Annotated in this window: 29 protein-coding genes and 1 pseudogene; 16 read left to right on the top strand and 14 right to left on the bottom strand. The window is 60.2% G+C overall.

What is annotated here, in order from left to right; translation table 11 throughout:
• Window positions 1-22: 22 nt before the first annotated feature.
• The 6 genes and pseudogenes from aceK (at window position 23) to KI617_RS05405 (ending at window position 7,163) form a co-directional block, all read left to right on the top strand.
• The gene (aceK, locus tag KI617_RS05430; protein ID WP_226451003.1) at window positions 23-1,807 is read left to right on the top strand and encodes a bifunctional isocitrate dehydrogenase kinase/phosphatase; all 1,785 of its coding nucleotides are present in this window, start codon (window positions 23-25) and stop codon (window positions 1,805-1,807) included.
• Between the two features lie 155 nt (window positions 1,808-1,962).
• Window positions 1,963-3,090 (top strand): NAD(P) transhydrogenase subunit alpha, encoded by a 1,128-nt coding sequence (locus KI617_RS05425; protein WP_226451002.1) that lies wholly within the window; start codon window positions 1,963-1,965, stop codon window positions 3,088-3,090.
• On the top strand, window positions 3,090-3,371 hold the full coding sequence (locus KI617_RS05420; protein ID WP_226451001.1) for an NAD(P) transhydrogenase subunit alpha: 282 nt from the start codon (window positions 3,090-3,092) through the stop codon (window positions 3,369-3,371). Before KI617_RS05425 ends, KI617_RS05420 begins: the two co-directional genes overlap by 1 nt.
• 2 nt (window positions 3,372-3,373) lie before the next feature.
• Window positions 3,374-4,744 carry an NAD(P)(+) transhydrogenase (Re/Si-specific) subunit beta gene (locus KI617_RS05415; protein WP_226451000.1) on the top strand — a complete coding sequence of 457 codons (1,371 nt, stop codon included), beginning with the start codon at window positions 3,374-3,376 and terminating at the stop codon, window positions 4,742-4,744.
• A 631-nt stretch (window positions 4,745-5,375) separates the two neighbouring features.
• Window positions 5,376-5,696: pseudogene (locus tag KI617_RS20505) on the top strand (methyl-accepting chemotaxis protein); the annotation flags it as partial.
• Window positions 5,697-6,080: 384 nt separating this feature from the next.
• Window positions 6,081-7,163, top strand: a complete 1,083-nt coding sequence (locus KI617_RS05405) for a YeeE/YedE family protein (RefSeq protein ID WP_226450999.1) — start codon at window positions 6,081-6,083, stop codon at window positions 7,161-7,163.
• Between the two features lie 90 nt (window positions 7,164-7,253).
• Here KI617_RS05405 and KI617_RS05400 read toward each other — a convergent pair whose 3' ends face one another.
• The 9 genes from KI617_RS05400 to KI617_RS05360 all read right to left on the bottom strand — a co-directional run bounded on the left by KI617_RS05400 (window position 7,254) and on the right by KI617_RS05360 (window position 14,883).
• On the bottom strand, window positions 7,254-7,874 hold the full coding sequence (locus tag KI617_RS05400; RefSeq protein WP_226450998.1) for a rhodanese-like domain-containing protein: 621 nt from the start codon (window positions 7,872-7,874) through the stop codon (window positions 7,254-7,256).
• Window positions 7,874-9,595 carry a thiosulfohydrolase SoxB gene (gene soxB / locus KI617_RS05395; RefSeq protein WP_226450997.1) on the bottom strand — a complete coding sequence of 574 codons (1,722 nt, stop codon included), beginning with the start codon at window positions 9,593-9,595 and terminating at the stop codon, window positions 7,874-7,876. The genes KI617_RS05400 and soxB overlap by 1 nt, the downstream gene beginning before the upstream one ends.
• 89 nt (window positions 9,596-9,684) lie before the next feature.
• Window positions 9,685-10,332, bottom strand: coding sequence for a sulfur oxidation c-type cytochrome SoxX (soxX, locus tag KI617_RS05390; protein ID WP_226450996.1), 648 nt, complete (start codon window positions 10,330-10,332; stop codon window positions 9,685-9,687).
• Window positions 10,333-10,346: 14 nt separating this feature from the next.
• Window positions 10,347-11,162 (bottom strand): sulfur oxidation c-type cytochrome SoxA, encoded by an 816-nt coding sequence (gene soxA / locus KI617_RS05385; protein ID WP_226450995.1) that lies wholly within the window; start codon window positions 11,160-11,162, stop codon window positions 10,347-10,349.
• Window positions 11,163-11,235: 73 nt separating this feature from the next.
• Complete coding sequence (soxZ, locus tag KI617_RS05380) at window positions 11,236-11,547, bottom strand: thiosulfate oxidation carrier complex protein SoxZ (protein ID WP_226450994.1); 312 nt, start codon at window positions 11,545-11,547, stop codon at window positions 11,236-11,238.
• 100 nt (window positions 11,548-11,647) lie between these two features.
• The gene (gene soxY / locus KI617_RS05375) at window positions 11,648-12,115 is read right to left on the bottom strand and encodes a thiosulfate oxidation carrier protein SoxY (protein WP_226450993.1); all 468 of its coding nucleotides are present in this window, start codon (window positions 12,113-12,115) and stop codon (window positions 11,648-11,650) included.
• 25 nt (window positions 12,116-12,140) lie between these two features.
• The gene (locus KI617_RS05370) at window positions 12,141-13,187 is read right to left on the bottom strand and encodes a c-type cytochrome (RefSeq protein ID WP_226450992.1); all 1,047 of its coding nucleotides are present in this window, start codon (window positions 13,185-13,187) and stop codon (window positions 12,141-12,143) included.
• Window positions 13,171-14,466 carry a sulfite dehydrogenase gene (soxC, locus tag KI617_RS05365; RefSeq protein ID WP_226450991.1) on the bottom strand — a complete coding sequence of 432 codons (1,296 nt, stop codon included), beginning with the start codon at window positions 14,464-14,466 and terminating at the stop codon, window positions 13,171-13,173. Before soxC ends, KI617_RS05370 begins: the two co-directional genes overlap by 17 nt.
• 72 nt (window positions 14,467-14,538) lie before the next feature.
• On the bottom strand, window positions 14,539-14,883 hold the full coding sequence (locus KI617_RS05360) for an ArsR/SmtB family transcription factor (protein ID WP_226450990.1): 345 nt from the start codon (window positions 14,881-14,883) through the stop codon (window positions 14,539-14,541).
• 194 nt (window positions 14,884-15,077) lie between these two features.
• On the opposite strand from KI617_RS05360, the gene KI617_RS05355 reads away from it, so the two are divergent.
• Window positions 15,078-15,383, top strand: coding sequence for a c-type cytochrome (locus tag KI617_RS05355; RefSeq protein ID WP_226450989.1), 306 nt, complete (start codon window positions 15,078-15,080; stop codon window positions 15,381-15,383).
• Between the two features lie 11 nt (window positions 15,384-15,394).
• The gene (locus KI617_RS05350) at window positions 15,395-16,672 is read left to right on the top strand and encodes an FCSD flavin-binding domain-containing protein (protein ID WP_226450988.1); all 1,278 of its coding nucleotides are present in this window, start codon (window positions 15,395-15,397) and stop codon (window positions 16,670-16,672) included.
• 66 nt (window positions 16,673-16,738) lie between these two features.
• Here KI617_RS05350 and KI617_RS05345 read toward each other — a convergent pair whose 3' ends face one another.
• The 4 genes from KI617_RS05345 to coaBC all read right to left on the bottom strand — a co-directional run bounded on the left by KI617_RS05345 (window position 16,739) and on the right by coaBC (window position 19,659).
• Window positions 16,739-17,356, bottom strand: coding sequence for a c-type cytochrome (locus KI617_RS05345; RefSeq protein WP_226450987.1), 618 nt, complete (start codon window positions 17,354-17,356; stop codon window positions 16,739-16,741).
• 64 nt (window positions 17,357-17,420) lie between these two features.
• Complete coding sequence (locus KI617_RS05340) at window positions 17,421-18,023, bottom strand: c-type cytochrome (protein ID WP_226450986.1); 603 nt, start codon at window positions 18,021-18,023, stop codon at window positions 17,421-17,423.
• Window positions 18,020-18,469, bottom strand: a complete 450-nt coding sequence (gene dut, locus KI617_RS05335; protein WP_226450985.1) for a dUTP diphosphatase — start codon at window positions 18,467-18,469, stop codon at window positions 18,020-18,022. The genes KI617_RS05340 and dut overlap by 4 nt, the downstream gene beginning before the upstream one ends.
• Window positions 18,469-19,659 carry a bifunctional phosphopantothenoylcysteine decarboxylase/phosphopantothenate--cysteine ligase CoaBC gene (coaBC, locus tag KI617_RS05330; RefSeq protein WP_226450984.1) on the bottom strand — a complete coding sequence of 397 codons (1,191 nt, stop codon included), beginning with the start codon at window positions 19,657-19,659 and terminating at the stop codon, window positions 18,469-18,471. The genes dut and coaBC overlap by 1 nt, the downstream gene beginning before the upstream one ends.
• 46 nt (window positions 19,660-19,705) lie before the next feature.
• Between coaBC and radC the strand changes: the two genes are divergently transcribed.
• The 4 genes from radC (at window position 19,706) to KI617_RS05310 (ending at window position 22,338) form a co-directional block, all read left to right on the top strand.
• A complete protein-coding gene (gene radC, locus KI617_RS05325) occupies window positions 19,706-20,386 on the top strand; it encodes a RadC family protein (protein ID WP_226450983.1) in 681 nt (226 codons plus the stop codon).
• An 82-nt stretch (window positions 20,387-20,468) separates the two neighbouring features.
• Complete coding sequence (gene rpmB / locus KI617_RS05320; RefSeq protein ID WP_226451840.1) at window positions 20,469-20,702, top strand: 50S ribosomal protein L28; 234 nt, start codon at window positions 20,469-20,471, stop codon at window positions 20,700-20,702.
• Window positions 20,703-20,720: 18 nt separating this feature from the next.
• Window positions 20,721-20,888 (top strand): 50S ribosomal protein L33, encoded by a 168-nt coding sequence (rpmG, locus tag KI617_RS05315; protein WP_011288870.1) that lies wholly within the window; start codon window positions 20,721-20,723, stop codon window positions 20,886-20,888.
• Between the two features lie 187 nt (window positions 20,889-21,075).
• Entirely contained in the window at window positions 21,076-22,338 is a 1,263-nt protein-coding gene (locus KI617_RS05310) for an IS4 family transposase (protein WP_264180062.1), read from the top strand.
• Between the two features lie 37 nt (window positions 22,339-22,375).
• On the opposite strand, the gene KI617_RS05305 is transcribed toward KI617_RS05310, so the two are convergent.
• Window positions 22,376-22,873, bottom strand: a complete 498-nt coding sequence (locus KI617_RS05305) for a disulfide bond formation protein B (protein ID WP_226450981.1) — start codon at window positions 22,871-22,873, stop codon at window positions 22,376-22,378.
• A gap of 127 nt (window positions 22,874-23,000) precedes the next feature.
• Here KI617_RS05305 and KI617_RS05300 point away from each other — a divergent pair, with 127 nt between their 5' ends.
• The 4 genes from KI617_RS05300 (at window position 23,001) to KI617_RS05285 (ending at window position 25,563) form a co-directional block, all read left to right on the top strand.
• Complete coding sequence (locus KI617_RS05300; RefSeq protein ID WP_226450980.1) at window positions 23,001-23,705, top strand: winged helix-turn-helix domain-containing protein; 705 nt, start codon at window positions 23,001-23,003, stop codon at window positions 23,703-23,705.
• A complete protein-coding gene (locus KI617_RS05295; RefSeq protein ID WP_226450979.1) occupies window positions 23,692-25,128 on the top strand; it encodes an ATP-binding protein in 1,437 nt (478 codons plus the stop codon). The genes KI617_RS05300 and KI617_RS05295 overlap by 14 nt, the downstream gene beginning before the upstream one ends.
• 106 nt (window positions 25,129-25,234) lie before the next feature.
• Window positions 25,235-25,384 carry a hypothetical protein gene (locus KI617_RS05290; RefSeq protein WP_226450978.1) on the top strand — a complete coding sequence of 50 codons (150 nt, stop codon included), beginning with the start codon at window positions 25,235-25,237 and terminating at the stop codon, window positions 25,382-25,384.
• Window positions 25,384-25,563 carry a hypothetical protein gene (locus KI617_RS05285; RefSeq protein WP_226450977.1) on the top strand — a complete coding sequence of 60 codons (180 nt, stop codon included), beginning with the start codon at window positions 25,384-25,386 and terminating at the stop codon, window positions 25,561-25,563. Before KI617_RS05290 ends, KI617_RS05285 begins: the two co-directional genes overlap by 1 nt.
• Window positions 25,564-25,577 lie beyond the last annotated feature (14 nt).

The following is a 25,577-nucleotide window of genomic DNA, read 5'->3' as shown; positions in this document are numbered from 1 at the left end:
CTGAACTCAGGCTTTTTCGACCATGAAAATATCCGTCGGCCTCTACGGCACCAACGCACACCAGATCGCCCTGGCCATGATCCAGGGCTTCAACAAGCACTACACCCTGTTCCGCCAGACCAGCCGCGAAGCAAAAACGCGCTTTGAACAGGCCGACTGGCTGGGTGTGCACAAGGCGGTCAAGGAACGCATCCGCTTCTACGACGACCGGGTCGACGAATGCGTCGAGCGCCTGCGCAACGAGTTCGATGCAGCCTCCATCGACGACACCACCTGGCAGCAGGTCAAACTGCTCTACATCGGCCTGCTGCTCAACCACAAGCAGCCCGAACTGGCCGAGACCTTCTTCAACTCGGTGACGACCAAGATCCTGCACCGTAACTATTTCCACAACGATTTCATCTTCGTTCGCCCGAGCATTTCCACGGAAAACATCGAAGGCGACGACACCCAGACTTACCGCAGTTATTACGCCAAGGAAGACGGCCTGCGCGGCGCGATTCGCAAGATCGTCGGGGATTTCGACTGGCACCGGTCGTTTGTCGATCTGGAGCGCGACATCGAGCATGTTTACCAGGCCGTCCACCGCTTCCTGAACGGCATGCCCCGGCGCGAAGTCAATTTCCAGATTCAGGTGCTCGGCTCGGCCTTCTATCGCAACAAGGCCGCCTACATCATCGGCAAGGCGATCAACGGCGCCACCGAATACCCCTTCACCATTCCGGTGCTGCAAAACGAGGACGGCAAGCTCTATCTCGACACCATCCTGCTCGATGCCTGGCGGATCGGCCTGCTCTTTTCGCTGTCACGCGCCTATTTCATGGTCGACATGGAGGTGCCGTCCGGTTACGTGCAGTTCCTCCGCTCCATCCTGCCCAACAAGCCGCGCTCCGAGCTTTACATCATGCTCGGCCTCGGCAAACAGGGCAAAACCATGTTCTTCCGCGACTTTATTTATCACCTGCATCACTCGGAAGACAAATTCATCATGGCCCCCGGCATCCGCGGCCTGGTCATGCTGGTCTTCACGCTGCCCTCCTACCCCTACGTTTTCAAGCTGATCAAGGACGTCTTCGGCAGTTCCAAGGACATGGACCGTGCCACTGTCAAGAAGAAATTCATGATGGTCAAGCAGGTCGACCGCGTTGGGCGCATGGCCGATACGCTGGAATTCTCCAACGTGATGTTCCCGCTGAAGCGCTTCGACGACGAGGTGCTGGCCGAACTGCAAAAACTTGCCCCCAGTTGCTTCGAGGTCGATGGCGACCAGTTGATCATCAAGCACCTGTACATCGAGCGCCGCATGGAGCCGCTCAACATTCACTTAGACCGGATGGAGCGCTCCAACAATGTCGAAGGACTGGAACACGTCATCCGTGAATACGGCAGTGCCATCCGCGAAATGGCCCAGGCCAACGTCTTCCCGGGCGACATGCTGTGGAAGAACTTCGGCGTCACCCGTTTTGGCCGGGTCGTCTTCTACGACTACGACGAAATCGAATACATGACCGACATCAACTTCCGCAAGATCCCGCCGGCCCCGGATTTCGAGACCGAGATGTCGGGCGAGGTCTGGTATCCGGTCAATCGGGGCGATGTCTTTCCGGAGGAATTCGCCACCTTCCTGCTCACCTCGCCGCAAGTTCGCAAGATTTTCATCAAGCACCACAAGGATTTGCTGAGCCCCGGGTTCTGGCAGGACGCGCAGGAGAAAATCCGCAGCGGCCACGTCGAAGACTTTTTCCCCTACCCGCAGGAACTGCGCTTCATCAATGCCCCGGCGCCCATCGTAGAGGGCAATAGTTAAGGCATTGCTGAATAAGGCGGTCAGAAACTCTGACTACTCACGTCATAACAAATCACTTATCTTTCGCGCAAATGCATTAATACAACAGTGATCGATACCAATCGATCGGCACCAATGCGCCAAGTATTCAAATTAGAACCTCAAGGAGAACTTCAATGCCGCTGACCCTGGCGGTTGCTCGCGAAAGCGCGGATGGCGAAAGCCGCACCGCGCTCTCTCCCGAGACAGCCAAGAAATTTGCCGCCCTCGGCGCCCGACTACGCATGGAGCAAAGTTCCGGCATCCAAGCCCACTTTCTCGATTCGGATTACACCGATGTCGAGTTCCAGCCCGGCCCGATCGAAGCCTACGGCCAAGCCAACCTGATCCTCCGCGTCACCCCGCCGAGCCTCGGCGAGATCGCAGCCCTGCCCGAAGGCTCGGTGTTGATCGGCCTGCTCAAGCCCTTCGAGTCGAAGGAACGCCTGGCCGCACTGAACGCCAGGAAGATCACCGCCTTCTCGCTGGAACTGCTCCCCCGCATCTCGCGCGCCCAGAGCATGGATGCCCTGTCCAGCCAAGGCGCCTGCGCCGGCTACCAGTGCGGCCTGATCGCCGCCGCCCGCTGCACCAAATTCTTCCCGATGCTCACCACCGCCGCCGGGACGATCAGGCCGGCCCGTGTCCTCGTCATCGGTGCCGGCGTCGCCGGCCTGCAAGCCATCGCCACCTGCAAGCGCTTGGGTGCCATGGTCGAAGCCTATGATGTGCGCGCCGCCGCCAAGGAACAGATCGAATCGCTCGGCGCCAAGTTCGTCGACACCGGTGTTTCTGCCGATGGCACCGGCGGCTATGCCCGCGAACTGACCGCCGAAGAGAAAGCGGCGCAGGTCGAGAAGCTGACCAAAGTGATTGCCATGTCCGATGTCGTCATCACCACTGCTGCCATCCCGGGCAAGAAGGCCCCGGTCATCATCACCCGCGAAATGGTCGGCCGCATGAAATACGGCGCCATCATCGTCGACATGGCCGCCGAATCCGGTGGCAACTGTGAACTGACCCAGCCGGGCGAACACGTCATCGCCAACGACGTGAACATCCACGGCCCCTTGAATCTTCCCTCCCGCATGCCGACCCACGCCTCCGAGCTCTACGCCAAGAATCTCTACAACTTCCTGTCGCCGTGGATCAAGGACGGCAGCCTACAGTTCGACTGGAGCGACGAAGTGCTGGCCGGCACCGTGCTGTGCCGTGATGGCGCCACCGTGCATCCGGTGGTCAAACAAGTTCTGGGAGAAAACTGATGGATGGCCTGCTCGCGTTGTACATCTTCATGCTCGCCGCCTTCACAGGCTACGAGATCATCGCCAAGGTGCCGGTTATCCTGCACACGCCGCTGATGTCCGGCTCCAACTTCATCCACGGCGTTGTCGTCGTCGGCGCCATGATCGCACTGGGGAATGCCGACACCGTCGTCGAACAAGCCATCGGCTTCTTCGCCGTTGCCCTCGGCGCCGCCAATGCGGCCGGCGGTTACGTCGTGACCGAACGCATGCTCGCCATGTTCAAGAAGAAAGAAAGCTAACCATGACGCTCCCCATTTACGTCCAGGGCGCCTGGTTCCTCGGCGCCGCCCTGTTCATTTTCGGCCTCAAGGGCATGAGCTCCCCGGCCAGCGCCCGCAAGGGCATCGTCATCGCCGGTTACGGCATGCTGATCGCCATCGCCGGCACCTTCCTGGTGCCCGGCCTGAAGAACATTGCCCTGATGGTCGCTGCCCTCGGCCTGGGGGGTGCCGCTGCCTGGATCTCCGGCCAGAAGGTCAAGATGACCGACATGCCGCAGATGGTCGCCATCTACAACGGCATGGGCGGTGGGGCTGCCGCCGCGATTGCCGCCATCGAGTTCGCCCGCGGGGATGTGCACAGCACCGTGACCACCGTTCTGGCTGTCATCGGTGCGCTGATCGGTGCTGTCTCCTTCACCGGCTCCTGTGTCGCCTGGGCGAAACTGCAAGGGGTGCTGAAGAAAGCCATTCGTCTGCCGGCCCAGAATGCAATCAATGTGATCCTCGCCCTCAACGCCATCGGTCTCGGTATCGCCATGGTGGTGATGGCCCCGGCCCAGCCGGAACTGATCTACTTCTTCTTCGCCATCTCGCTGATCCTCGGCCTGATCGTCACCCTGCCGATCGGCGGGGCCGACATGCCAGTGGTGATCTCGCTGTTCAATGCCTTCACGGGTCTGGCTGTTGGTTTCGAAGGCTACGTCCTCGGCAATCCGGCCCTGATCATCGCCGGTATTGTGGTAGGTGCGGCAGGCACGCTGCTCACCCAGCTGATGGCCAAGGCGATGAACCGGCCGATCTCGAACATCCTCTTCACGCCGATGGTTGCCGCCTCCAGTGGCGAAGCGATCAGCGGCACGATGAAGGAACTCTCTGCCCTCGATGCAGCCGCAATGATGCGTTACGCCTCCAAGGTCATCATCGTGCCGGGCTACGGCATGGCCGTAGCCCATGCCCAGCACAAAGTGTGGGAGATGACCGAGATGCTCGAGGAAGTCGGGGTCGAGGTGAAGTTTGCCATCCACCCGGTGGCCGGCCGCATGCCCGGCCACATGAACGTACTGCTGGCCGAAGCCGGGGTGCCTTACGACAAGATCTTCGATCTGGAGGAAATCAACGGCGAATTCGGCCAGGCCGATGTGGCATTGATCATCGGGGCGAACGACGTGGTCAATCCGAGCGCCCGCACCGACAAGTCCAGCCCGATCTACGGCATGCCGATCCTGAATGCCGACATGGCGCAGAACGTCATCGTGATCAAGCGCGGCAAGGGCACCGGTTACTCCGGAGTAGAGAATGCCCTGTTCTATACCGACAACTGCCGCATGCTCTATGGCGATGCCCAGCCCATGGCCGGCGAGATCATCCAGAACCTCAAGTCGATGGGGTGAGCGGCTTCTTTAGCTATACCAAAAATATCAGAAACCTTACAATCGGCCGTTATTGCAATCCAAGGCCCTGCCAATGAAAAGAATCGACGACCTGCTGATCTGGCTTACAGCAGTTACATGCCTCCTGCTATGGGTCTGGTCAGCGGTCAGCGGTCCGCTCTCGGCACACTTTTTCCTGCTGCTGGCCGGGCTTGTCGTTGCTGCCATCCTGTTTTCATTCCGTGAACGGAAACGCTGGAAAGCACACCAGCAGAAGCATTTTCACGAGCTGAACGACGTCATGTCCGAATACCATGTGCTCTCCAACGAGGCCATGGCGCATGCCGAGTTGCAATTCACCTCGCTGGAAAGAGACATGCAGGAGGCGCAGGAGGTCATCCGCGCTTCGGTCAACAAGATTTCCGGCAGCCTGACCGGTCTCGAATCGCAGTCATCCGACCAACGTCAAGTGCTGCGCTCGCTGATCGATCAGATGCTGAAAATGACCGACTCGAATAACAGCCAGGCAAACTCGCAGGTCAGCCTGCAACGTTTCTTCGATGAAACCAATTCGCTGATTGCCGAATTCGTCAGCAAGATGACCCAACTGCAAACGACCAGCCAGGGCATCGCCAGCAGTTTCGATCAGATGCAGAACCAGGTGAAGCACATCACCGGCTCGCTCAACGACATCGCCGGCATTACCAAGCAGACCGACCTGCTGGCCCTCAACGCCGCCATCGAAGCCGCACGGGCCGGCGAAGCTGGCCGCGGCTTCGCTGTGGTAGCCGATGAAGTGCGCAATCTGGCTGCCCGTACCGGGGAATTCAATGTCGATATCCGCCACGGCCTGAGCGACATTCTCAAGTCGCTGCAGGAAGTGGGCGTCCGGATCGCCGATGCAACCAACATCGACATGAGCATCGCCGAGAAATCCCGCACCACCCTGCACGACTTGGGCAGCGAACTGCTGGAACTGACCAGCAAGGCGCGCGAACACTCCGATCACATCACCGCGGTGACCGAGCAGATGCACAACCTGACGCAGGAAGGCGTCATGGCCATGCAGTTCGAAGACATCGTGACGCAGATGATGGGGCGCATCAGTCAGCGTACCGTCAATGTCGGCGAATACATGCATGCCTTCCTCGCCCTGCAGCACGACAACGAATCCGATGGCCTGCAGCGCTTCCGCAAACGCAGCCAGAAGCTGGTCGAGTTGCTGGTCAACTCTCACGTCAAGGGCGATGCGCTCCAGTCGAGCAATGCCGCCAGCCATGCCAAGTCGAGCAGCGATGGTGAAATCGAGCTGTTCTGATCCAGGCTGGCATGCCTGCGGTCCTTTGAAGCATTAATCATGGACCTGGGCAGTCTGATCGAAACCCTCGGCGACAAGACGACAGTCACCCTGGCCGGGCTGGTGATCGGTCTGCTCTTCGGTCTGTTTGCCCAGCGCTCGCGTTTTTGCCTGCGCTCGGCCGTCGTCGAATTCTGGAACCGTGAAGGCAGCGGCAAGCTGGCCGTCTGGCTCTTCGCTTTTTCCGCCGCAGTCATTGCGACGCAACTGTTCATCACCCAAGGCTGGCTTGATGTTTCGCAGGCCCGCCAACTGGCCGCCACCGGCAGCATTTCGGGCGCTTTGGTCGGCGGGCTGTTGTTCGGCATCGGCATGATCCTGGCGCGCGGCTGTTCGTCGCGCATGCTGGTCCTCGCCGCCAATGGCAATCTGCGCGCCTTGCTCACCGGGCTGATTTTTGCGGTGGTCGCCCAGGCTTCACTGAACGGCCTGCTTTCCCCGGTGCGAACCTGGATTGCCAGCTGGTGGACCATTCAGGGCGGCGGCACCCGAGACCTCCTCGCCACGCTGCACATGGGGCATGTCGGCGGGCTGTTGTTCGGCCTGATCTGGCTGGCTGCTGCCATCCACTTCGCCAGGCGAGCCCGGCTGGGCGCCCGCGAATGCCTCGGCGCCACCGGCGTCGGCATCATGGTCGGGCTGGCCTGGCTGGTCACCTACCAGATTGGTACGCAATCCTTCGAGATCATCCCGGTCCAGAGCCTGAGTTTCACCGGCCCATCGGCCGACACGCTGATGCTGGTGCTGTCGCCGCCGGGGCAACCCTGGGACTTCGATATCGGCCTCGTCCCGGGCGTTGTCCTCGGCTCATTCCTTGCCGCCCTTTGGGGTCGTGAATTGAAACTGGAAGGTTTCAAGGACGGCCACAGCATGCGCCGCTATATCGCAGGCGCCGTCTGCATGGGCTTCGGCGGCATGCTGGCCGGCGGCTGTGCCGTCGGTGCCGGCGTCTCCGGCGCCGCCATCTTTGCGCTAACCGCCTGGATTTCGCTGATCGGCATGTGGGCGGGAGCCGGGCTGACCAACCGCCTGATCGATCGCCCGAAAGCCACCGCCTCTATGGCGAGTGCCTTTCAACCCTGAGCCGTAGAACAGCCGCCGAACCGGCACAAGAGACGAAAAAAACCCCGCCAGCAGAATCACTGCGGCGGGGCCTGAGTCAGAACTTGCGGCCTACTTGGCGAAATACATCTTTGCTTTGTCCAGCTTGTAGGTCCAGGGCAAATTGGCGTTCTTCCAGCCGTTGACTGCCCGCTGCCCCGCTTTCGGGCCGTCCTTGACGGTGTCGCCCTCAACCCCCTCGGCAATGCTGTAAACCTTGCTGTAACCGGCCATCTGCAGGCGATCCTGCGCCTTCGAGCTACGGTCGCCGGAGCGGCAGATCAGGATGATGGTGGCGTCCTTACCCAGCCCCATTTCCTTCAAACGACGCTCCGCCTCCGGCACGAAGTCCTGATTCGGCTCCAGCTTGTACATGAAGCGCTTGTCGTCCCATTCGGTCATCAGTTCCGGATGCTCGACGAAAGGTACCAGCGCGTCGGCATCGCTCGGCCAGCCGACGTACATGGCTTCGGCCCGGGTCCGGACATCGAAGAAAGCAACGCCTTTCGGGTTGGCCTTCTTCATGTCGTAGGCTTGCTGCGGCGTCAGGTAAAGGCCAAGTTTGGACTTCTTGACCTCCGGCAGCTTGTCCCAGTCCGTACTGCCTGGCGCCCAATCGGCCGCCAGGCTCAGTGACGACGCAGCCAGCAGCCCAACGGCCAGCGCGTGCTTGAAAAACAGGCGCTTGTTCATCAGGCAATCCCCGGGTTGTTGGCCGCACCCTTCAGGGTCGGCAGGTTCAGGCTGACCGGCTTGACCGTCTTGATGTCGCGCAGATAGGTAGCGACAACGTCCCAGATCGGCTCGCCGGAATTCTTGGCTTCCTCGGAAACGGGTGCCCAGCCGGCCACCTTGTAGGTCTTCTTCGGATCGATCAACTGGCTCTTGAGCATCATGTTCTGGATGCGTTGGCCCATTTTCGCCGTCGGATCGCAGGTCCATTGCAGGCCGCCGACGCGCACCATGTCGCCGCCCTGCTGGTAGTACGGGTCGGGATTGAACAGGTTGTCGCAGACGTCTTCGAGCACGGTCTTGATCATCTCGCCGCTCATGTTGGTCACCGTCGTCCACGGGTAGGTGATGGCGGTCTGGTCGAGCACGTGTTCCATCAGGATGGGCTGGCCGGGCAGCAGCGAGGTGCCCCAGCGGAAGCCCGGCGAGAAGGCGATTTCGGCATCCTTCACTTTCATCAGGGCATCGAGGATGACCTGGTCGAAGGTGCCGTTGAAGTTGCCGCGGCGGTACAGCGTGCCTTCCGAGATGGCCAGCTTCTCGTTCAGTTTCGACAGGTAGGGCGCGCGTGCCTTGTCGATCAGGGCCTGCATGTCTTTGTCCGCCGGCAGCAGGTTGGCGAAGACGGGGAGCAGCTTGTAGCGGAAGTCGGCGATCTTGCCGTTCTTGACGTCGAAATCAAGCACGCCAAGATATTTGCCGTTCGAGCCGGCGTTGGTGACCAGGGTCTGGCCGCCGGCATTCTTGACAACGACTGGGGCCGGCATGCCGTCATGGGTGTGGCCGCCGAGGATGGCGTCGATGCCTTTGACGCGCGACGCCATCTTCAAATCGACATCCATGCCGTTGTGCGACAACACGACGACAACCTGGGCGCCAGCGGCGCGGGCTTCGTCGACGGTCTTCTGCATGTTCTCTTCCTGGATGCCGAAGCTCCAGTTCGGCGTCTGCCAGCGCGGGTTGGCGATCGGCGTGTAGGGGAAAGCCTGGCCGATGATGGCGACCGGCACGCCGTTGATATTCTTCATGACGAAGGGCTTGAAGACCGGGTCGCCGAAGTCCGTCGTTTTGACGTTCTGGGCGACGATGTCTACGTGGCCGGCGAAGTCCTTTTCCTCGATTTCCTTGAGGCGGGTCTCGCCGACGGTCGATTCCCAGTGCAGGGTCATGATGTTGACGCCGAGCGCCTTGCAGGCGTCGACCATGTCCTGGGCGTTGGTCCACAGCGCCGTGCCGGAACCCTGCCAGGTGTCGCCGCCGTCGAGCAGCAGGGCGCCCGGGCGGGTCGCCTTCATGCGCTTGACCAGCGTCGCCAGGTGGGCGAAGCCGCCGACCTTGCCGTAGGTCTCGGCGGCTTTTTCGAAATTCAGATAGGTGTAGGCGTGCGCCTCGATGCTGTTCGGCTTGAAGCCGAAGTGCTTGAGCAGGTTGTCGCCAACGAGGTGCGGCACCTTGCCGAACTGGTCGCCAAAGCCGAGATTGACGTTCGGTTCACGGAAGTAGATCGGCAGCAACTGGGCATGGCAGTCGGTGATGTGCAACAGGCTGACATTGCCGAATTTGGGCAGGTCATAAAGTTTGGCGGCGCCCTTTTCGGCCAGCGCCAGGTCGCTGTGCAGGCTCATGCCACCGGCAGCGGCGACGGCCATGACCTGCAGGAATTCGCGGCGATTCATGCTCATGTTTTTTAGTCCGTAGTTGTTAGTCGTTAGTTATTAGCTGAAAGTCGGTAATTGCTGTTTGCTAACAACTACCGACTAACCACTAGCAACTAGTCCTTATTCACCGGCGATTCCGGATCGATCAGGAAGGCCACGATGTGGGTGATCTGCTCCGGGGTCAGCCAGCTGTGCAGGCCGAAACGCGGCATGTTGGTACAGGCCGTGAAGGCGTTCGAGTTGTAGATCTTGTCGTAGACGTACTTGATCGTGTCCTCGTCCTTGCCGCGCACCTTGCCGAAGTTACGCAGGCTGGGGCCGATGGTGCCGTAGGCGATTTCTTTCTTGGCCAGCTCGTGGCAGGCGTAGCAGTTGCCGCCACGCACGCGGCCGGCCGGATCGGGCTGGATGAAACCAATGTGACCGCCGGTGCCGACGGCAGCAAGCTTCTCGCCTTCCTTCCAGTCGCCGATCAGTTTGCCTTCGACCGGGTAGCGGATGGTCGCGGCATTCAGCTTTTCCAGCTTCTCGCCGATCTTGCGCGGCGGGTTGTCGCGGTATTGCTGGCAGGTCTTCATCGTTTCGTCCTGCTCCAGACGCGTCATCCAGTATTTCGGATTTTCGGCCTTGAAGGAGGTGCGGAACATCTGCTCGGCGTCCTTGGCGTATTTTCCGCCCGGTGCTTCAACAGCTTTCTGCGCAATGGCCGGGGCAGCAATGGCCAGGCTCAACCCGAAAAAAAGGGCAAATTTGAAATTCATGATCGTCCCCTTTTTCACCGTTTGATGCCCGGCGTTTCCATCACGGTGCCGGTTGCAGTTTTTTGCAGATAGGTTTCCAGCGCGATGATCGAATCAGCCAGATACTCGGGCTCAGGCCAGCGGGCCTGGCGCATGCAGTCGATCAGACGACGCTGCATGGTCCACACCGCCCCCTGCGACACGCGATAGGACGGCCAGTTCTTCATGGCGACGCCGGCGCCTTCCTTGGTCGTCAGGTTGCCCAGATCCTGCAAGCGAATCCGCTTGCCGTCCTGACCGTGGCAGATCGAGCAGGAAAAATCCTGCGGCCCCGAACGGCGGTAGAAAATGTACTCGCCCATCTTGGCCATCCTGGCTTCTTCCGGGTGGGTCGCCGGCGCGTTGATCGGCTTGCCATTGGACTTGGCGCCGATGAAGGTGACCAGCGCCTCGATGTCGGAATCCTTGCCTGGCTTGGAGTACCACTGCTTGGTCGCCTCAGCTAGCGTGAAGCCTTGCAGCGTCATCATGCAATGCACGAGGCGGGACTCGACGTCCATCACCTTGTTGGTGTCCTTGAAATACTTGGGCAGCGCGGCATAAGCGCCGTCCACCTTGCCCGGCCCCTGGCCAAGATCGCATTGCTCAAGCGAGGCATTCTTCGGGCCGCGCTTTTCAGCCCACAGGCCCTCGCCCTTCACTTCCAGCAGGTCGGCCGGATTGCCGTCGGCCAGCGCTTCGCGATATTTCGCGAGCTCGTCGGCCACCTTGCTGTCCTGAGCAAACGCTCCGCCAGCAAAAGCGGCAAGCACTGCCGTGCCGACCACCGTTTTCATCAAACGTCGGATCATTGACTACTCCTCCAGGGGAAAAATTCAGCAGCCGCGGCGGCGGTCTGCGCCGCCTCGCCGCGGCTTTCAGGCATTAGTTGATGACAGCTTCGTCGGAGCGGGTGTCGCCCTTGTTGTCCTTCCAGCTGACCGTAACCTTCTCGCCCTTGGCACCGCCCTTGAACTTGAAAGCCAGGTACGGGTTCTTCGACACGGACGGTCCGAACTCGCTGCTCAGCACGAGCTTGTCGCCATGTTTGGCAACCAGTTCGGTGATGAACCAGGCCGGCACGATGGCGCCAGCCGCGTCCTTGCGCTGGCCGGTTTCCATTTCGTGGCTGACCAGAACCTTCACTTCGGTAACGCCGTCCTTGTTGGCGGCGCGGATTTTCATTGGATTGCCCATTTGATGCTCCTAGATGTTAGTTGCTAGTCGTTAGTCGCTAGCTATTGGTCACGGGGTGGTCGTTGCTAATAACTAATTACTAGCAACTAGCGACTGTTTCTCAGCCGCCGCAGCCACCCAGGGTGACCTTGATCTCTTTCGTGGCCATGAAGAACTTGCCGTCCGACTTGACCAGCGCGTAGATGTTCGAGGTCTGGCCCATCTTGACGCGGGTCTGGACGTTGGCTTCGGTGCCTTCCGGCAGCACGAAGGAAGCGGCTAGGGCGTTCGGGTTCTTCTCGATCAGGATGGCGACCATGGTGATATTCGGCAGCGTCGAGGCGACGCCAACCGGCACCACGGCGCCGTTTTCGGCGATGTCCGGACCGGTGACCTGAACGTCCTTGCTGTCAGCCGGCGTGCCGGCGCCGAGGGCCTTGAGCGTGTCGGCCATGCTCTTGGCGTCGAAGGCGGCCTTGTTCCAGTCGGCCAGGGCCATGCCCGGGGTGATAAGGCCGGCGGCGGCCAGCATGCCCAGCAGGGCGGCGCCGGAGCCGGATTTCAGTACGGTGCGACGTTGATTGTTCATGACTTCTCCTCTGTAGAAATTGGGATTACTTGGAACCGTTGAGGATCCACTTGACCAGCGTGGTGATGTCCTCATCCTTGATATGACCGTTCGGCGGCATCGGGATCGATCCCCAGACGCCCTGCCCACCGGCCTTGACCTTGGCGATCAGGCGCGATTCGGCATCGGTCTGATCCTTGTAACGGGCGACGACTTCGCTGTAGCCCGGGCCGACGATCTTGCTCTTCATGCCGTGACAGGCCATGCAGCCGCTCTTCGTCGCCAGATCCAGCGTGCCGGCGTCGGCCGCCTTTTTGGCGGCTTCGGGGCCGAGCGTCTGGGTGCCGCGGACCGGACCGAACGAACGGTTCTGATCCCGCAGTTCGCCGTGCGCCGTGCGGGCGTACTCGGGCAGGGTCGAACCGATCAGCACTTCCGGCTTGCAGTTCTTCATGCACGCCTTGTTGGCCGTATCCGGCTTGCCACCGTTGCCGATACCGCCCTTCTTGGCCGGCGCACCGGGCCACATGCCGTGGTCGGTGGTCATGCCGTTGCGGTTGGGCAGCAGCTTCTGGACGTCGCCGATGTTCTTGTCGGACAGCACGAAGTCAGCCGGCACGATTTCCTGCAGGTTGAGCAGGTAGGCGAGGATGGCGTAGACCTCGTCCGGCTTCAGCGACTTCGGCGCCGTCCAGGGCATGGCGCGGTAGATGTAGTCCCAGACCGTAGAGATGGTCGCCACCTTGGTGAAGGTCGTACGCTGTGGCAGCTCACCTGAAGACAGCCCCTTGACGTTGCCGGTCTTGATGTCGTCCTTGGTCGTGCCGCCGGCGAGCGGCGTGAACACTTCGTTCGACTCGCCAAAGGAACCGTGGCAGGAAGCGCACTTTTCCTCGAACAGCTCGTTGCCGCGCTCGACATTGCCCGATCCCTTGGGCAGACCCTTGAAGTCCGGACGCACGTCGATGTCCCAGGCCTTCACTTCGGCCGGCGTTGCCGCCCGGCCGACGCCGCTGTAGTTCTCGAAGCCCACCGCCACGGTGGACGCCGAAAAAAGCGCAAAAACGAAAAGCGGTTTAGAGAACCTGAACATTGCTGACCTCCCCGCTTTCGATGATCTTCCACGACTGGATGGCGTTGTTGTGATAAATCGACTTGGTACCGCGCACCTTGCGCAGCTGACCATAGGTCGGCTGGACGAAACCGGTCTCGTCGATGGCCCGCGACTGCAGAATGGCCGGCGAGCCGTCCCACACCCAGTTGGTGTTGAAACGGGTTAGCGCCTTGTTCTGGATCGGCCCTTCAAGACGCGCTGTCTGCCAGTTGATGCCGCCGTCGAAGGAGACATCGACCTGCTTGATCCTGCCGCGACCAGACCAGGCGAGACCGGAGACGTTGTAGAAGCCCTTGTCGAGCAGCGTCTGGCCGCCGGACGGGGTAGTGATCACTGACTTCGCTTCCTGGATCGAGCTGTACTGGCGATGCTGGCCGTTCGGCAGGAGGTCGATGTAATGCACCGCCTCGTCCTTGGTCGCATACGGCTTGTCACCGACTTCGATGCGGCGCAGCCACTTGACCCACGACACACCCTGCACGCCCGGCACGACAAGGCGCAGTGGGTAACCGTTTTCGGGACGCAGCATTTCGCCGTTCTGGCCGTAGGCGACGAACACCTCGCCCGACTCGACCATTTCCATCGGGATGGTGCGGGTCATCGAAGAGCCATCGGCCCCCTCGGCCAGCACGTAACGCGCCTTCTTGTAATCGACGCCGCAGTCTTCCAGCAACACCTTGAGCGGCACGCCGGTGAATTCAGAACAGGAGAGCATGCCATGCGTGTATTGCACGGTCGGCACAGCGACATTGCCCCATTCGAGGCCGGTATTGGCACCGCACTCGATGAAGTGGATGCGCGACACCGACGGCAGGCGCATCAATTCGTCGAGCGTATAAACCTTGGCCTTCTTGAGCAGGGAATCATCGGAACCATTGACCATCAGGCGGTGCTTGGACGGATCGATGTCATGCCAGCCCTGGTGATGGCGCTCGAAGTGCAGGCCGGACGGCGTGATGATGCCGAACAGGCCCTGCAGCGGCGCAAACGAAACCGAGGCACCGCCAACGCGGGCCAGACCCGGCGACTCGCGGCGCAGCAACTGGCTCTCGTACTTCGACGGCATGCCGTACGGGTTGGTCGCTACCGGCAGGCCAAGTGACGTCGTCCAGGCCGGGTTTTCGAGAATATTGACATCGCCCTCGCTGGCGGCACGCGCCGCCAGCGGCGCGGCCATCGCGGCCCCCGCTGCGAACAGACTCTTGCGCAGGAAGTCACGCCGCCCGGCAGCAACGGCCTTGACCTGCTCATCCGACAAAAAATTCTCCGGTGCGGGCCGTAGACGCCCCGGTTGTTTCACGATGTCACCCATATGGATAAACCCCTCCGATTATTTGACGTCAGTACTGCAATTCACCGCCGACACCCCCAGCTGATCGCCCAGATCGCGGCTTGCCACCGTGATGCTGACCGTTCGGCAGATATCGACAAAATTCGGATCGACTACCTTGTAATAAACCGAACTCCCCTCCCGTCGGCGGTTAACCACGCCGGCCCGGTACAGGATGTTCAGGTGCCGCGAAATGTTGGCTTGCGTCAGGCCGATCTTTTCAACAACTTCGTGGACAGGGCGCTCTTCGGCACACAAACAGGAGAGAATGCGCAAGCGCGTCGGATCAGCCAGTAATCCGAAGTAACTAGCCACCTGTTCGAAAACCTGAGTTGCTTCATCCATATCCATATCAGTCTTTGACTTCAATCAAAGAATCAATGTATAACTGCGTACTTATATAGTCAACTACTAATATTGTTGCGATGCAGCATGCAATTTGTGCGAAAGACTTATACCCTTGGCACTATGCTGACCCGAACAAACCACTAATAATTTCGGCTATATAGCGTATCGACAACACTAGAGGAGATGTCTCGATGAAACTGTTCGCACCCATCGCTGCCCTGTGCCTGCTGGCTTCCGCCAGCGCCTCGCACGCGGCCGATCCCTACCTGGCCCGCAACCTGGCCGCCACCTGCGCCAACTGTCATGGCACCAACGGCAATGCCGTCAAGGGCTCCGGCATGGACGCCCTGGCCGGCATGGAAAAAGCCAAGATCCTGCAGAAACTGGCCGACTACAAGAGCGGCGACAAGCCCGCTTCGATCATGCATCAGATCTCCAAGGGCTATACCGAAGCCCAGCTTGATCTGATCGCCGGCTATTTCGCCGCACAAAAATAAGGGAGACCACCATGATGCTGATGAAAAGACGTGATTTCCTGAAAGTGGGCGCGGCAGCTGGCGCGATGGCTTCCCTTTACGGCTGCGCCGGTGGCAACAAGGCCAGCGGCCACGTGGTCGTCGTCGGTGGCGGCTACGGCGGTGCGACGGTGGCCAAATACCTGCGCATGTGGAGCGAAGGCGGCGTGCAGGTGACGCTAATCGAGCGCAACCCAACCTTCATCTCCTGCCCGATCTCCAATCTGGTCATTGGTGGCACCAAGACCATGGAAGACATCACGATCAGCTACGAAGGCCTGCGCAGCAAATGGGGCGTCCGCGTCATCCAGGACGACGTTATTTCGGTCGATGCGGCCAAGAAAACGATTGCCCTGAAGGGCGGCAGCGCCCTGAGCTACGACCGTCTGGTCCTCTCGCCGGGTGTCGATTTCATGTTCGACCAGATTCCTGGCCTGAACAATGCCGATGCCCAGTCGAAGATCCTGCACGCCTGGAAGGCCGGCCCGCAAACCGTCGCCCTGCGCAAACAGCTGGAATCGATGAAGGATGGCGGCACCTACGCCATTTCCATCCCCAAGGCCCCCTACCGCTGCCCGCCCGGACCCTACGAGCGCGCCTGCCTGGTGGCCGACTACTTCAAGAAGAGCAAGCCGAAATCCAAGGTGGTCATCCTAGATGCCAACGAAGATGTGATGTCCAAGAAGGGCTTGTTCACCAAGGCCTGGACCGATCTTTACAAGGGCATCATTGAGTACCGCAACAACAGCGAAGTGAAGGATGTCGAAGTCGGCACCAACACCGCCGTGCTCGAATTCGACAAGTTCAAGGCCGACGTACTCAACATCATCCCGCCGCACCGGGCCGGCGACATCGCCGCCAAGTCAGGCATCAAGCTGATCAACAACCGCTGGGTGGACATCAACTGGCTAAGCATGGAATCGACCAGCACACCGGGCATCCACGTGCTCGGCGATGCCATCTTCCCGGCGCCGACCATGCCGAAGTCCGGCCACATGGCCAACCAGCACGGCAAGCTCGCTGCAGCAGCGATCCTGAACATGCTGTCCGGCCTGGAGCCGAACCCGGAGCCGGTGGTCATGAATACCTGCTACAGCTTCGTCGACGCGAAGAACGTCATCCACGTCGCCTCGGTGCACCAGTACGACGCCGCCACCAAGACCGTGCAACCGGTCAAGGGTGCCGGTGGTGTCTCGGTGGCCCGCAACGAACTGGAAGGCAAGGCCGCCATGGGCTGGGCCAGGAACATCTGGGCCGACATGCTGACCTGATTGTTAGCTGCTACAAAGACAAAAGGCCGCAGATGCGGCCTTTTGTCTTTTCAATGACGGCATGACTCAATCCAGCGTTGCGATGTACTCCGCAACAGCGTGGGTCTCCAGTTCCGACAATTTGGAGGCGATGGTGTGCATGATGGCGTTGTCGTTGGTCCGCTCACGCTTGTTGAACTGCTTCAGCTGATCCTCGATATAGCGTGGGTGCTGACCAGCCAGACGCGGCAATTGTGGCGTACCGAGGCCTTTGGCACCGTGGCAGGTGGAACAGGCCGGCAAGCCACTGAACTGGTTGCCCCGGTTGAAGACAAATTTGCCGACCGCGAGAAGCTCCTGGTCCCTGCCCGGACGCGGCCCGACCACCTTGGCCTGGAAGAAGGCGCCGAGCGACTTCATTTCAGTCGGCGTCAGCTCTTCCGCCTGGGGCTTCATGGTATCGCTGGCTCGCTTGCTCGACTTGAAGTCGGAGAGCTGCTTGGCGATGTATTCAGCGTGCTGCCCGGCCAACCGAGGGAATACGGCGCTGGCCGACTCGCCATTCAGGCCATGGCAGAGAAAACAACGGCCACCGACGATTTCCTCGGCCCGCTTCAGATCGACAGGCAACGCATCGGCTGCCAATACAGCGCCAGATGCAGCCAACAAGCCCGCCACAAGCGCCCTTTGAATCAACTTGCGCATTGCCCCTCCCGTTTATTTGATAATTATCAAATAATAATTTTCTTCTATACGAAAAGCAACCGCCTCACAGGGCGCGCAAAAACTCGGCAACAGCGCGGATTTCATCGGTCGTCAGGCGCTTGGCAATGTCCTGCATCAGGGCATTGTCGTTGGTCCGCTTGCGCTCTTCGAACAGCGTCAATTGGGTTTCAATATAGAGCGTATGCTGGCCGGCGATGCGCGGCAGCACGTCCGATCCGGTCCCGGTCTCGCCATGACATTCACGGCAAGGCGTCAGTCCCTTGGCTACGTCGCCCTCCCGATAGATTTTCTCGCCAACGGCGCGCATCTCGGCGTAGGCCGACTTGCCGCGGCTTGGCTCCTGGTGGCTGAAATAATGCGCCGCCGCCCGCATGTCGTCATCGTTCATATCAGCAACGATCTTGCGCATGTCGTTGCTGTCGCGTAGCCCCGACTTGAAATTGCGCAACTGCTTCAGCAGATAGGCTTCGTTCTGCCCGGCCAGTTTCGGATAGAGCGGGCTGGAACTGTCGCCGGTGGCGCCGTGACAAAGAAAGCATTTGCCCATGACCTGTTCTTCACCACGCTGCATCAGCACCGGATCTTCCACTGCCTGCGCAGCCAAGGCGAAAAACGCCGCAACAGCCAAGACCAAGCGCCGGATCATGCTTTGCCGGTGCTGCCGAAACCGCCTTCGCCACGATGGCTGGCATCGAAGTCGTCGACAATATTGAAGCCGACCTGCAAGACCGGCACGATGATCAATTGGGCAATGCGATCGAGCGGATTCAGCGTAAAGCCTGTGTGACCCCGGTTCCACACCGAAACCATCAACTCGCCCTGGTAGTCGCTGTCGATCAAGCCGACCAGATTACCGAGCACGATGCCGTGTTTGTGGCCCAGACCGGAGCGCGGCAGGATCATCGCCGCCAGCCCCGGATCAGCCAGATGGATGGCCATGCCGGTCGGCACCAGCGTCGTCTGGCCAGGCTCGACATGCAGCGGCGCTTCAATGCAGGCACGCAGGTCCAAGCCAGCCGAACCCGGCGTGGCGTAGTGCGGGGGACTTTCGCGCAGGCGGTTGTCGAGAATCTTTACGTCGATTTGATGCATCAGTGTTTTCCTGTCAATTTGGCAATGTGTTCAATCAACTGGCGAGCCAGCACCGACTTCGGCGCCGGTGTCAGCGGATGGGTGCCGGTATCGTCGAACAACACCAGCCGGTTGTCGTCGCCGCCAAAGCCGTCCTGGATCAGGTTGCCGGCAATCAGCGGGATATTCTTCTTGCGTCGCTTGGCCTGGGCATATTCTTCCAGATTGCGACTTTCCGCCGCGAAGCCAACGCAGAACGGACCATCCTTCAAGGCCGCCACTTCGGCCAGGATGTCAGGGTTCTCGACCAGTTCGATCGGCGGAATGCCCCCCGTGTCCTTCTTCAACTTATGCTCGGCGGCGTTGGCAACCCGGTAATCGGCCACGGCAGCCACGCCAATGAAGACATCCGCCCCGGCCGCCCGCGCCATCACGGCTACATGCATGTCGAGCGCGCTTCTGATATTGATGCGGTCGACGCCCTGTGGTGCAGCAAAACCAACCGGCCCGGAAATCAGGGTCACTTCAGCTCCAGCCTGGCGTGCGGCACGGGCAACCGCATAGCCCATGCGCCCTGACGACAGATTGGTGATGCCACGCACCGGGTCAATCGCCTCGAAGGTCGGACCAGCCGTAATCAATACCTTCCGACCAGCCAGCACCTTGGGTGTAAAGAAGGCGATCACCTCTTCGACGATTTCATCCGGCTCCAGCATGCGACCGGCACCAACCTCGCCACAGGCCTGTTCGCCGCTGGCCGGGCCAAGTATCTGCACGCCATCGGCCTGCAACTGATTGATGTTTCTTTGTGTCGCCGGGTTTTCCCACATCTGGCGATTCATCGCCGGCGCCACCAGCAAGGGGCAGTCGCGCGCCAGCACCATGGTTGCCAGCAGATCATCGGCCAGGCCGTGCGCGATGCGAGCAAGAAAATCGGCCGAGGCCGGCGCCACCAGAATCAGGTCAGCCTGCCGCGACAGATCGATATGCGCCATGGCATTCGGCATCCGTGCATCCCACTGATCCAGGTAGACCGGCTTGCCCGACAGCGCCTGAAAGGTCGTCGCAGTCACGAAATGCGTCGCCCCCTCGGTCATCGCCACCTGCACGTCGGCGCCCTGCTTGCCGAGCAAACGAACCAGCTCGGCCGCCTTGTAGGCTGCGATACCGCCGGTCACCCCGAGAACGATGCGCTTTCCCTGTAATTCCATTGTCTTACCGCTAGAATTGAACTCTGCTCATTCTAACGGAAAGAATATGGCGATCACCGATTGGCCCGAAGGCGAACGACCGCGCGAGCGGCTGCTGGCGCTCGGCCCGCAAGCACTCTCCGACGCCGAACTGCTAGCCATCTATTTAAGAGTCGGCGTGCGCGGCAAAAGCGCCGTCGATCTGGCGCGCGAACTGCTGCAGCGCTTCGACGGCCAACTCGGCACCCTGGTCGAAGCCTCGCTGGACGAACTGGCCAGTGTTTCGGGAATCGGCATGGCCAAGGCAGCCCAATTGAAAGCCAGTTTCGAACTGGCCCGCCGTGCCCTGACGCAGGAAATGGCAGTGCGCGACAGCTTCACCTCCCCCACTAAAGTGCGCGACTGGCTGCGCCTGAAGCTGGCCAGCCGGGGTAACGAGGTGTTCATGGCATTATGGCTCGACGCCCAGAACCGCCTGCTGAAAGCGGATGAACTGTTTACCGGTACGCTGACCCAGACTTCTGTATACCCGCGAGAGGTCGTCAAGGCGGCACTCGCTCACAATGCAGCTGCAGTCATCCTGGCCCACAACCATCCCTCTGGTGTCGCCGAACCCTCCCGGGCCGACGAAATGCTCACCCGATCCCTGAAAGATGCCCTCGCCATGGTCGATGTGAAGCTGCTTGATCATTTCATCGTCGCCGGCAATACCCCGCCGCTCTCCTTTGCCGAGCGAGGTTTGCTATAAAAAAACGCAAAACCCCTTGAAACGATTAAGTAGTTTTGGTTATACTTGTGGGCTCTCTTCTAGCGAATTCTGGAGCACCATCATGGCGCGAGTCTGCCAAGTAACGGGTAAAGGCCCGATGGTTGGGAACAATGTTTCCCATGCCAACAATAGAACCAAACGCCGCTTCCTGCCGAACTTGCAGTACCGTCGTTTTTGGGTTGAATCTGAAAACCGCTTCCTGCGTCTGCGTGTTTCCAACGCCGGCCTGCGCCTGATTGACAAGAACGGCATTGATGCTGTCCTGGCCGATCTGCGTGCTCGCGGCGAAGTCTGATAAAGAAGGATAGATAAAATGGCTAAAGGCGGTCGCGAAAAAATCAAGCTGGAATCTACAGCTGGCACCGGGCACTTCTATACCACCTCCAAGAACAAGCGCACGACGCCTGAAAAGCTGGAGTTCATGAAGTACGACCCGAAGGCACGTAAGCACGTTGCTTACAAGGAAGTCAAGCTGAAGTAATTCGGCTTCTTCCAGCATTCGAAAAACCCGCCGCTTGGCGTAATGCCGTTCAGTTAAGACTGAACGGCATTTTTATTTTTTTGCAAGCTATTGTAAACAATAGTAAACGCTGTTAACTTCTGGTTCGATGTTCTCGAGCCAACTTCACGCGACAACGGATGTTCTACCCGCAATCGGTCTTGACCGATTGGCCGAGCATCTGCCGCTGGCGTGGATTGAGCAGGCGCTCAGGGCGACCGGTACGGCCAGTATCAGACGACGGCGATTACCGGCCGAACAAGTGGTGTGGTTGGTTATTGCGCTGGCGTTGTACCGGCACCAATCCGTGCCCGAAGTGCTGGCGACACTGGACCTGGCATTGCCGTCCACAGCGACCCCGGTCATCAGCAAGAGTGCCGTCACGCAAGCCAGGCAACGCCTGGGGAGCGATCCGCTTGAAACTCTCTTCAGCCAGACGGCAAGCGCCTGGTGCGCGCAAGTTGCCGAGCGCCATACCTGGAAGGGACTCTCCCTGTGGGCCATGGATGGCACCACCTTTCGCACGCCCGATAGCGCCGAGAACCGGGCCCATTTTGGTGCTCAGACATACGCCAGCGGCAAGGTGGCGAGTTACCCGCAGGTCCGGGCCGTCAGCGTCACGGCGATTCCCTCGCATCTGGTGGCCGACATGGCCTTCGGCCAGTACGGCCAGAACGAGATGTTGTACGCCAAGACGCTGGTCGAGCGTATCGCCGAGCATTCGCTGACCGTCTTTGATCGTGGCTTTCTCTGTGCGGAAATCCTCTTGGGTCTGAGCTTGAGAGGAGAAGAGCGGCACTACCTGATTCCCGCCAAATCCAATACAAAATGGGAACGACTCTCCGGTACCGAGCAAGATGGCCTCGTGCGTATGCGCGTTTCGCCGCAAGCCCGCGCCAAAGCGCCCTCGCTGCCCGAATACTGGACGGCCCGCGCTGTCCGGATGGTGGCGGCCAACGGGAAGGAACGGGTGCTGCTGACCTCACTGCTGGATCGTCGCCGCTTCAAGGCCGAGGATTTGGCCGAGTGCTATCGCCGTCGCTGGGAAATCGAAACCAGCTATCGCGAACTCAAGCAATCCATGCTCGGCACGGCCCTGACGTTGCGCAGTCAGCAACCCACGGGGATCAATCAGGAAATCTGGGGGGCCTTGATTGCCTACAATCTGGTCCGCCTGGAAATGGCCAAGGCCGCCATTCAAGCCAAGGTCGAGCCGACTGACCTCAGTTTCCTGCGGGCTCTGCACATCTTGCAGAATGAAATGATCTGGGCGGCCGGGATGGCGCCGGGCAGACTGCCCTCCCATTTGTTGCGCTTGCGCATCCAGCTTCAATTCGCCATCGTGGAAAAGCGACGGGGGCGTCAATGCCCCCGTGTTGTTAAAGCCCTGCCCAAGCGTTATGCCGTCAAATATCTGAAAAAAAAGCCTTAACTGAACGGCATTACGCCGCTTGGCGGGTTTTGTTTTTTCAGGCCTGGCGTTTGCGAACAAACAGCAAAGCCGTATAAACCACGATGCCGGCAAAGAACAGAACCGACCAGTTGGCCATCGACAAGCCAAACAACTCCCAATCGCGACTGGTACAGAACCCGGTAGCCAGGAACATCGAAGGCCACTCCATGCCCAGCCAGTCGACAAGACTTTCGATGGCATTGGGATCGGTAAAGCTGCATTCCGGCGCCAGGTGCGGAAAAGCCTGCATCCAGGTTTGGTAAGCGGCTACACCGAAACCGAGCAAACCAAGCCCGGCAGCCAGAACAGACCAAAGCAGCCGCCCGGCCGGCAAGGCGAAGCCAAGCAGGCCAATCAGGCCGATCACGATGTAGAGCAGGCGCTGAAAGATGCAAAGCGGACAAGGCGCCAAGCGCAGCAGGGTTTGCAATTCCATGCCGACCGCAACCAGACCGAGGCAACCTAGCCCCAGCGTTGCAAACCACGCCCTGACGGGCACATTCGACCAGATCATCAAGAAACTTCCAAATAGATAGCCAGCCGGAATTCTAAGCGATGCCAGGCACGGCTGCGACATGAGCACATTCAACGCTGACGACAGCGCTATGGACCGGCGCCCGGCAGGTGGTTAAGATTGCCGGATGAACACACGCATCCTGCTTGTCGAAGACGACGAACGCCTGGCCGAACTGACGGCTGAATATCTCACCAAGAACGATCTGCAAGTCAGCATCGAGCCGCGCGGCGACACCGCCGAGGCGCGCATCCTGGCCGAACAGCCCGACTTGGTGATTCTCGACGTCATGCTGCCGGGCAAGGACGGCTTCGAGGTCTGCCGCGCCGTGCGCTCGCAATTCCGTGGCGTAATCCTGATGCTGACGGCCCGCGATGAGGATTTCGACCAGATTCTCGGCCTCGAGATGGGGGCGGACGATTACATCGCCAAGCCGGTCCAGCCGCGCGTCCTGCTCGCCCGTATCAAGGCCCTGCTGCGCCGATTGCCAAGCGCTGGTGAAGCGAGCAGTGGCGAGTCGGAAAGCATGCTGTTCGGCCAGTTCAAGATCAGCCAGGCGACCCGCACCGCTTCGTTGGCCGGCCAAACCATAGACCTGACCACAGCCGAATTCGACCTGCTGTGGCTGCTTGCCTCGCATGCCGGCAACGTGCTGTCACGCGACGATCTGCTGCAGGAATTGCGCGGTATCGGCTTCGATGGCCTGGATCGCTCCATCGACGCCCGTATCTCCCGCCTGCGCAAAAAGTTGAACGACGACCCGGAAAACCCGACGCGCATCAAGACAGTCCGCGGCAAGGGCTACCTGTTCAGCAAGCATGACTGGAACTGAATCCAGGCCAGAAGACTCGGGCGCCAAGGAATCCAGCCAGGGACTCGCCCGCTCGCTGTTCCGGGTTGCTTTGCCGCGCTGGCGTGGCGGGCGCTACAGCCTGTCGAAACTGTTCTTCAACATCTACCTGCTGGCGATGGGTTCCTTCGTCGCCATCGCCTTCACTGCCGACTTCGTCATCTCCACCGCCCAGCGCGGCATTACTGACGACTATGCCCGGCGCTTCATGCGCGGCACGATTACGCTGATTGAAGACGAGTTATTCCGCCATCCGCGCCGTGAGTGGCAGAAAAAGATCAAGGAACTCGACGAGAAATTCTCCTACAACCTGGGCATCGTCGAACGCATCACGCTCGACAGGACACTGACGCCCTCCCAGGTGATCAAGCTCGATGCCGGCGATATCGCCATCGACCACGACGGCGACATCATGTACCACCGCCTTGGCACGTCCAGCCAGGTGCTCGTCGTCGGCCCGCTGGCCTCGAACCGCAACCCCGAACTGAAGGATCGACTGCCACTGGAGTTGCGGCTGCGCTTATTGACCTGGAGCCTGATCGGCGTCATTTTCGCCATCGCATTGTGGTTCTGGATTCGCCCGATCTGGCGCGATCTGGAAGCGCTGCGCCAGACTGCCCGCGACCTCGGCGACGGTCATTTCGACGCCCGCACACCGGCCGCCCGCACCCAGCTCTTTGCCCCGCTGTCAGATACCATGAACAGCATGGCCGACCGCATCCGGCAACTGCTGGCGACCCATCGCGAGCTTTCCTGCGGCATCTCGCACGAACTGCGCACGCCGATCGCCCGCATGCGCTTTGCACTGGAAATGCTCGCCGAAACCGACGAGCACGAAGAGCGCGAACGCCTGTGGGCCATGATGGAAGCCGACCTGGACGAACTCGACCAGTTGATCGACACCAGCCTGACCTACGCCCGTTTCGAACGCGAAGCGCCGGAACCGCACTTCTCCAGCGTCAAATTCGCCGACTGGCTGGCCGACGAGGTCGACTCGGTCCGCCTGCTTGGCCGTCAACTCGATGTGGTCGTCGATACCGAAAAGCTGCCGGCAAACCTGTTTATCGATCTTGACCGCAAGGCCATGCCCTACGCCCTGCGCAACCTGCTGCGCAATGCCTTCAAGTACGCCGGCAAGCGGATTTCGGTCAATGCGGAACTGGTGGGCGAGAACATCCTGATCCACGTCGACGACGACGGCATCGGCATTCCACCGGAAGAACGCGAACACATCTTTTCAGCCTTCACCCGGCTTGACCGTTCGCGTGACCGCTCGACCGGCGGCTACGGCCTCGGCCTGGCCATTGCCCGACGCGTGCTGGAGTTGCATGGCGGCACCGCCATTGCCGACGCATCGCCACTCGGCGGCGCCCGCTTTACCCTCGCCTGGAAAGCCCGGCAGTAGCCAACCACGGGGCCGTTACAAAGCGTCACAGAAGATCAAAACCCGTTACCTCGGCGCAACGCTTGCGCAACAGACGGCTGGTCATCGCCTCCCTAGAATGCGAGGCATGGAAGAAAACCAATCCCGCCAAGAGGATAACGAGGAAATCATCGAAATGAATATCAAGCAATTTATCGAAGCAACCCGCCAGTACCTGTTCGAGCTGGCGCCAGCCCAACCCGTTCTGGCAGTTGCCTCCGCCTGCAAGGATCTCTGATGGCCTTTGCCGACAACCTGCCGATCAGCGAATCGCTCGGTGTATTCGTCGGCATCACCGGCTTCGACTGGCTGGCCGAAGGCCAGGCTGAGCCGCTCAAGGCAGCCGTTGCTGCGATTGCCGCCGGCGCAATCATCGCCATCGTCCGGAAAGTATTGAAACGCCCCGACAAGCGCTGAACCGTTTTACCCTC

The sequence above is a fragment of the Ferribacterium limneticum genome (genome assembly GCF_020510625.1).
GTDB classification, from domain to species: Bacteria; Pseudomonadota; Gammaproteobacteria; order Burkholderiales; family Rhodocyclaceae; genus Azonexus; species Azonexus limneticus_A.
The sequence above is the reverse complement of the archived record's forward strand: the minus strand, read 5'-3'. Positions and strand labels throughout refer to the sequence as shown.

Bases quoted from the DNA above. Each gene is read 5' to 3' on its own strand.
- KI617_RS05340 (WP_226450986.1), bottom strand. From the start codon at position 18,023: ATGATCCGGCGCTTGGTCTTGGCTGTTGCGGCGTTTTTCGCCTTGGCT.
- KI617_RS05285 (WP_226450977.1), top strand. From the start codon at position 25,384: ATGGCCTTTGCCGACAACCTGCCGATCAGCGAATCGCTCGGTGTATTC.
- KI617_RS05355 (WP_226450989.1), top strand. From the start codon at position 15,078: ATGAAACTGTTCGCACCCATCGCTGCCCTGTGCCTGCTGGCTTCCGCC.
- rpmB (WP_226451840.1), top strand. From the start codon at position 20,469: ATGGCGCGAGTCTGCCAAGTAACGGGTAAAGGCCCGATGGTTGGGAAC.
- KI617_RS05360 (WP_226450990.1), bottom strand. From the start codon at position 14,883: ATGGATGAAGCAACTCAGGTTTTCGAACAGGTGGCTAGTTACTTCGGA.
- KI617_RS05425 (WP_226451002.1), top strand. From the start codon at position 1,963: ATGCCGCTGACCCTGGCGGTTGCTCGCGAAAGCGCGGATGGCGAAAGC.
- KI617_RS05300 (WP_226450980.1), top strand. From the start codon at position 23,001: ATGAACACACGCATCCTGCTTGTCGAAGACGACGAACGCCTGGCCGAA.
- KI617_RS05345 (WP_226450987.1), bottom strand. From the start codon at position 17,356: ATGCGCAAGTTGATTCAAAGGGCGCTTGTGGCGGGCTTGTTGGCTGCA.
- KI617_RS05370 (WP_226450992.1), bottom strand. From the start codon at position 13,187: ATGTTCAGGTTCTCTAAACCGCTTTTCGTTTTTGCGCTTTTTTCGGCG.
- radC (WP_226450983.1), top strand. From the start codon at position 19,706: ATGGCGATCACCGATTGGCCCGAAGGCGAACGACCGCGCGAGCGGCTG.
- KI617_RS05295 (WP_226450979.1), top strand. From the start codon at position 23,692: ATGACTGGAACTGAATCCAGGCCAGAAGACTCGGGCGCCAAGGAATCC.
- coaBC (WP_226450984.1), bottom strand. From the start codon at position 19,659: ATGGAATTACAGGGAAAGCGCATCGTTCTCGGGGTGACCGGCGGTATC.
- KI617_RS05400 (WP_226450998.1), bottom strand. From the start codon at position 7,874: ATGAACAAGCGCCTGTTTTTCAAGCACGCGCTGGCCGTTGGGCTGCTG.
- KI617_RS05420 (WP_226451001.1), top strand. From the start codon at position 3,090: ATGGATGGCCTGCTCGCGTTGTACATCTTCATGCTCGCCGCCTTCACA.
- soxB (WP_226450997.1), bottom strand. From the start codon at position 9,595: ATGAGCATGAATCGCCGCGAATTCCTGCAGGTCATGGCCGTCGCCGCT.
- KI617_RS05415 (WP_226451000.1), top strand. From the start codon at position 3,374: ATGACGCTCCCCATTTACGTCCAGGGCGCCTGGTTCCTCGGCGCCGCC.
- KI617_RS05305 (WP_226450981.1), bottom strand. From the start codon at position 22,873: ATGATCTGGTCGAATGTGCCCGTCAGGGCGTGGTTTGCAACGCTGGGG.
- rpmG (WP_011288870.1), top strand. From the start codon at position 20,721: ATGGCTAAAGGCGGTCGCGAAAAAATCAAGCTGGAATCTACAGCTGGC.
- KI617_RS05405 (WP_226450999.1), top strand. From the start codon at position 6,081: ATGGACCTGGGCAGTCTGATCGAAACCCTCGGCGACAAGACGACAGTC.
- aceK (WP_226451003.1), top strand. From the start codon at position 23: ATGAAAATATCCGTCGGCCTCTACGGCACCAACGCACACCAGATCGCC.
- dut (WP_226450985.1), bottom strand. From the start codon at position 18,469: ATGCATCAAATCGACGTAAAGATTCTCGACAACCGCCTGCGCGAAAGT.
- soxZ (WP_226450994.1), bottom strand. From the start codon at position 11,547: ATGGGCAATCCAATGAAAATCCGCGCCGCCAACAAGGACGGCGTTACC.
- KI617_RS05350 (WP_226450988.1), top strand. From the start codon at position 15,395: ATGATGCTGATGAAAAGACGTGATTTCCTGAAAGTGGGCGCGGCAGCT.
- soxX (WP_226450996.1), bottom strand. From the start codon at position 10,332: ATGAATTTCAAATTTGCCCTTTTTTTCGGGTTGAGCCTGGCCATTGCT.
- KI617_RS05290 (WP_226450978.1), top strand. From the start codon at position 25,235: ATGGAAGAAAACCAATCCCGCCAAGAGGATAACGAGGAAATCATCGAA.
- soxA (WP_226450995.1), bottom strand. From the start codon at position 11,162: ATGATCCGACGTTTGATGAAAACGGTGGTCGGCACGGCAGTGCTTGCC.
- soxY (WP_226450993.1), bottom strand. From the start codon at position 12,115: ATGAACAATCAACGTCGCACCGTACTGAAATCCGGCTCCGGCGCCGCC.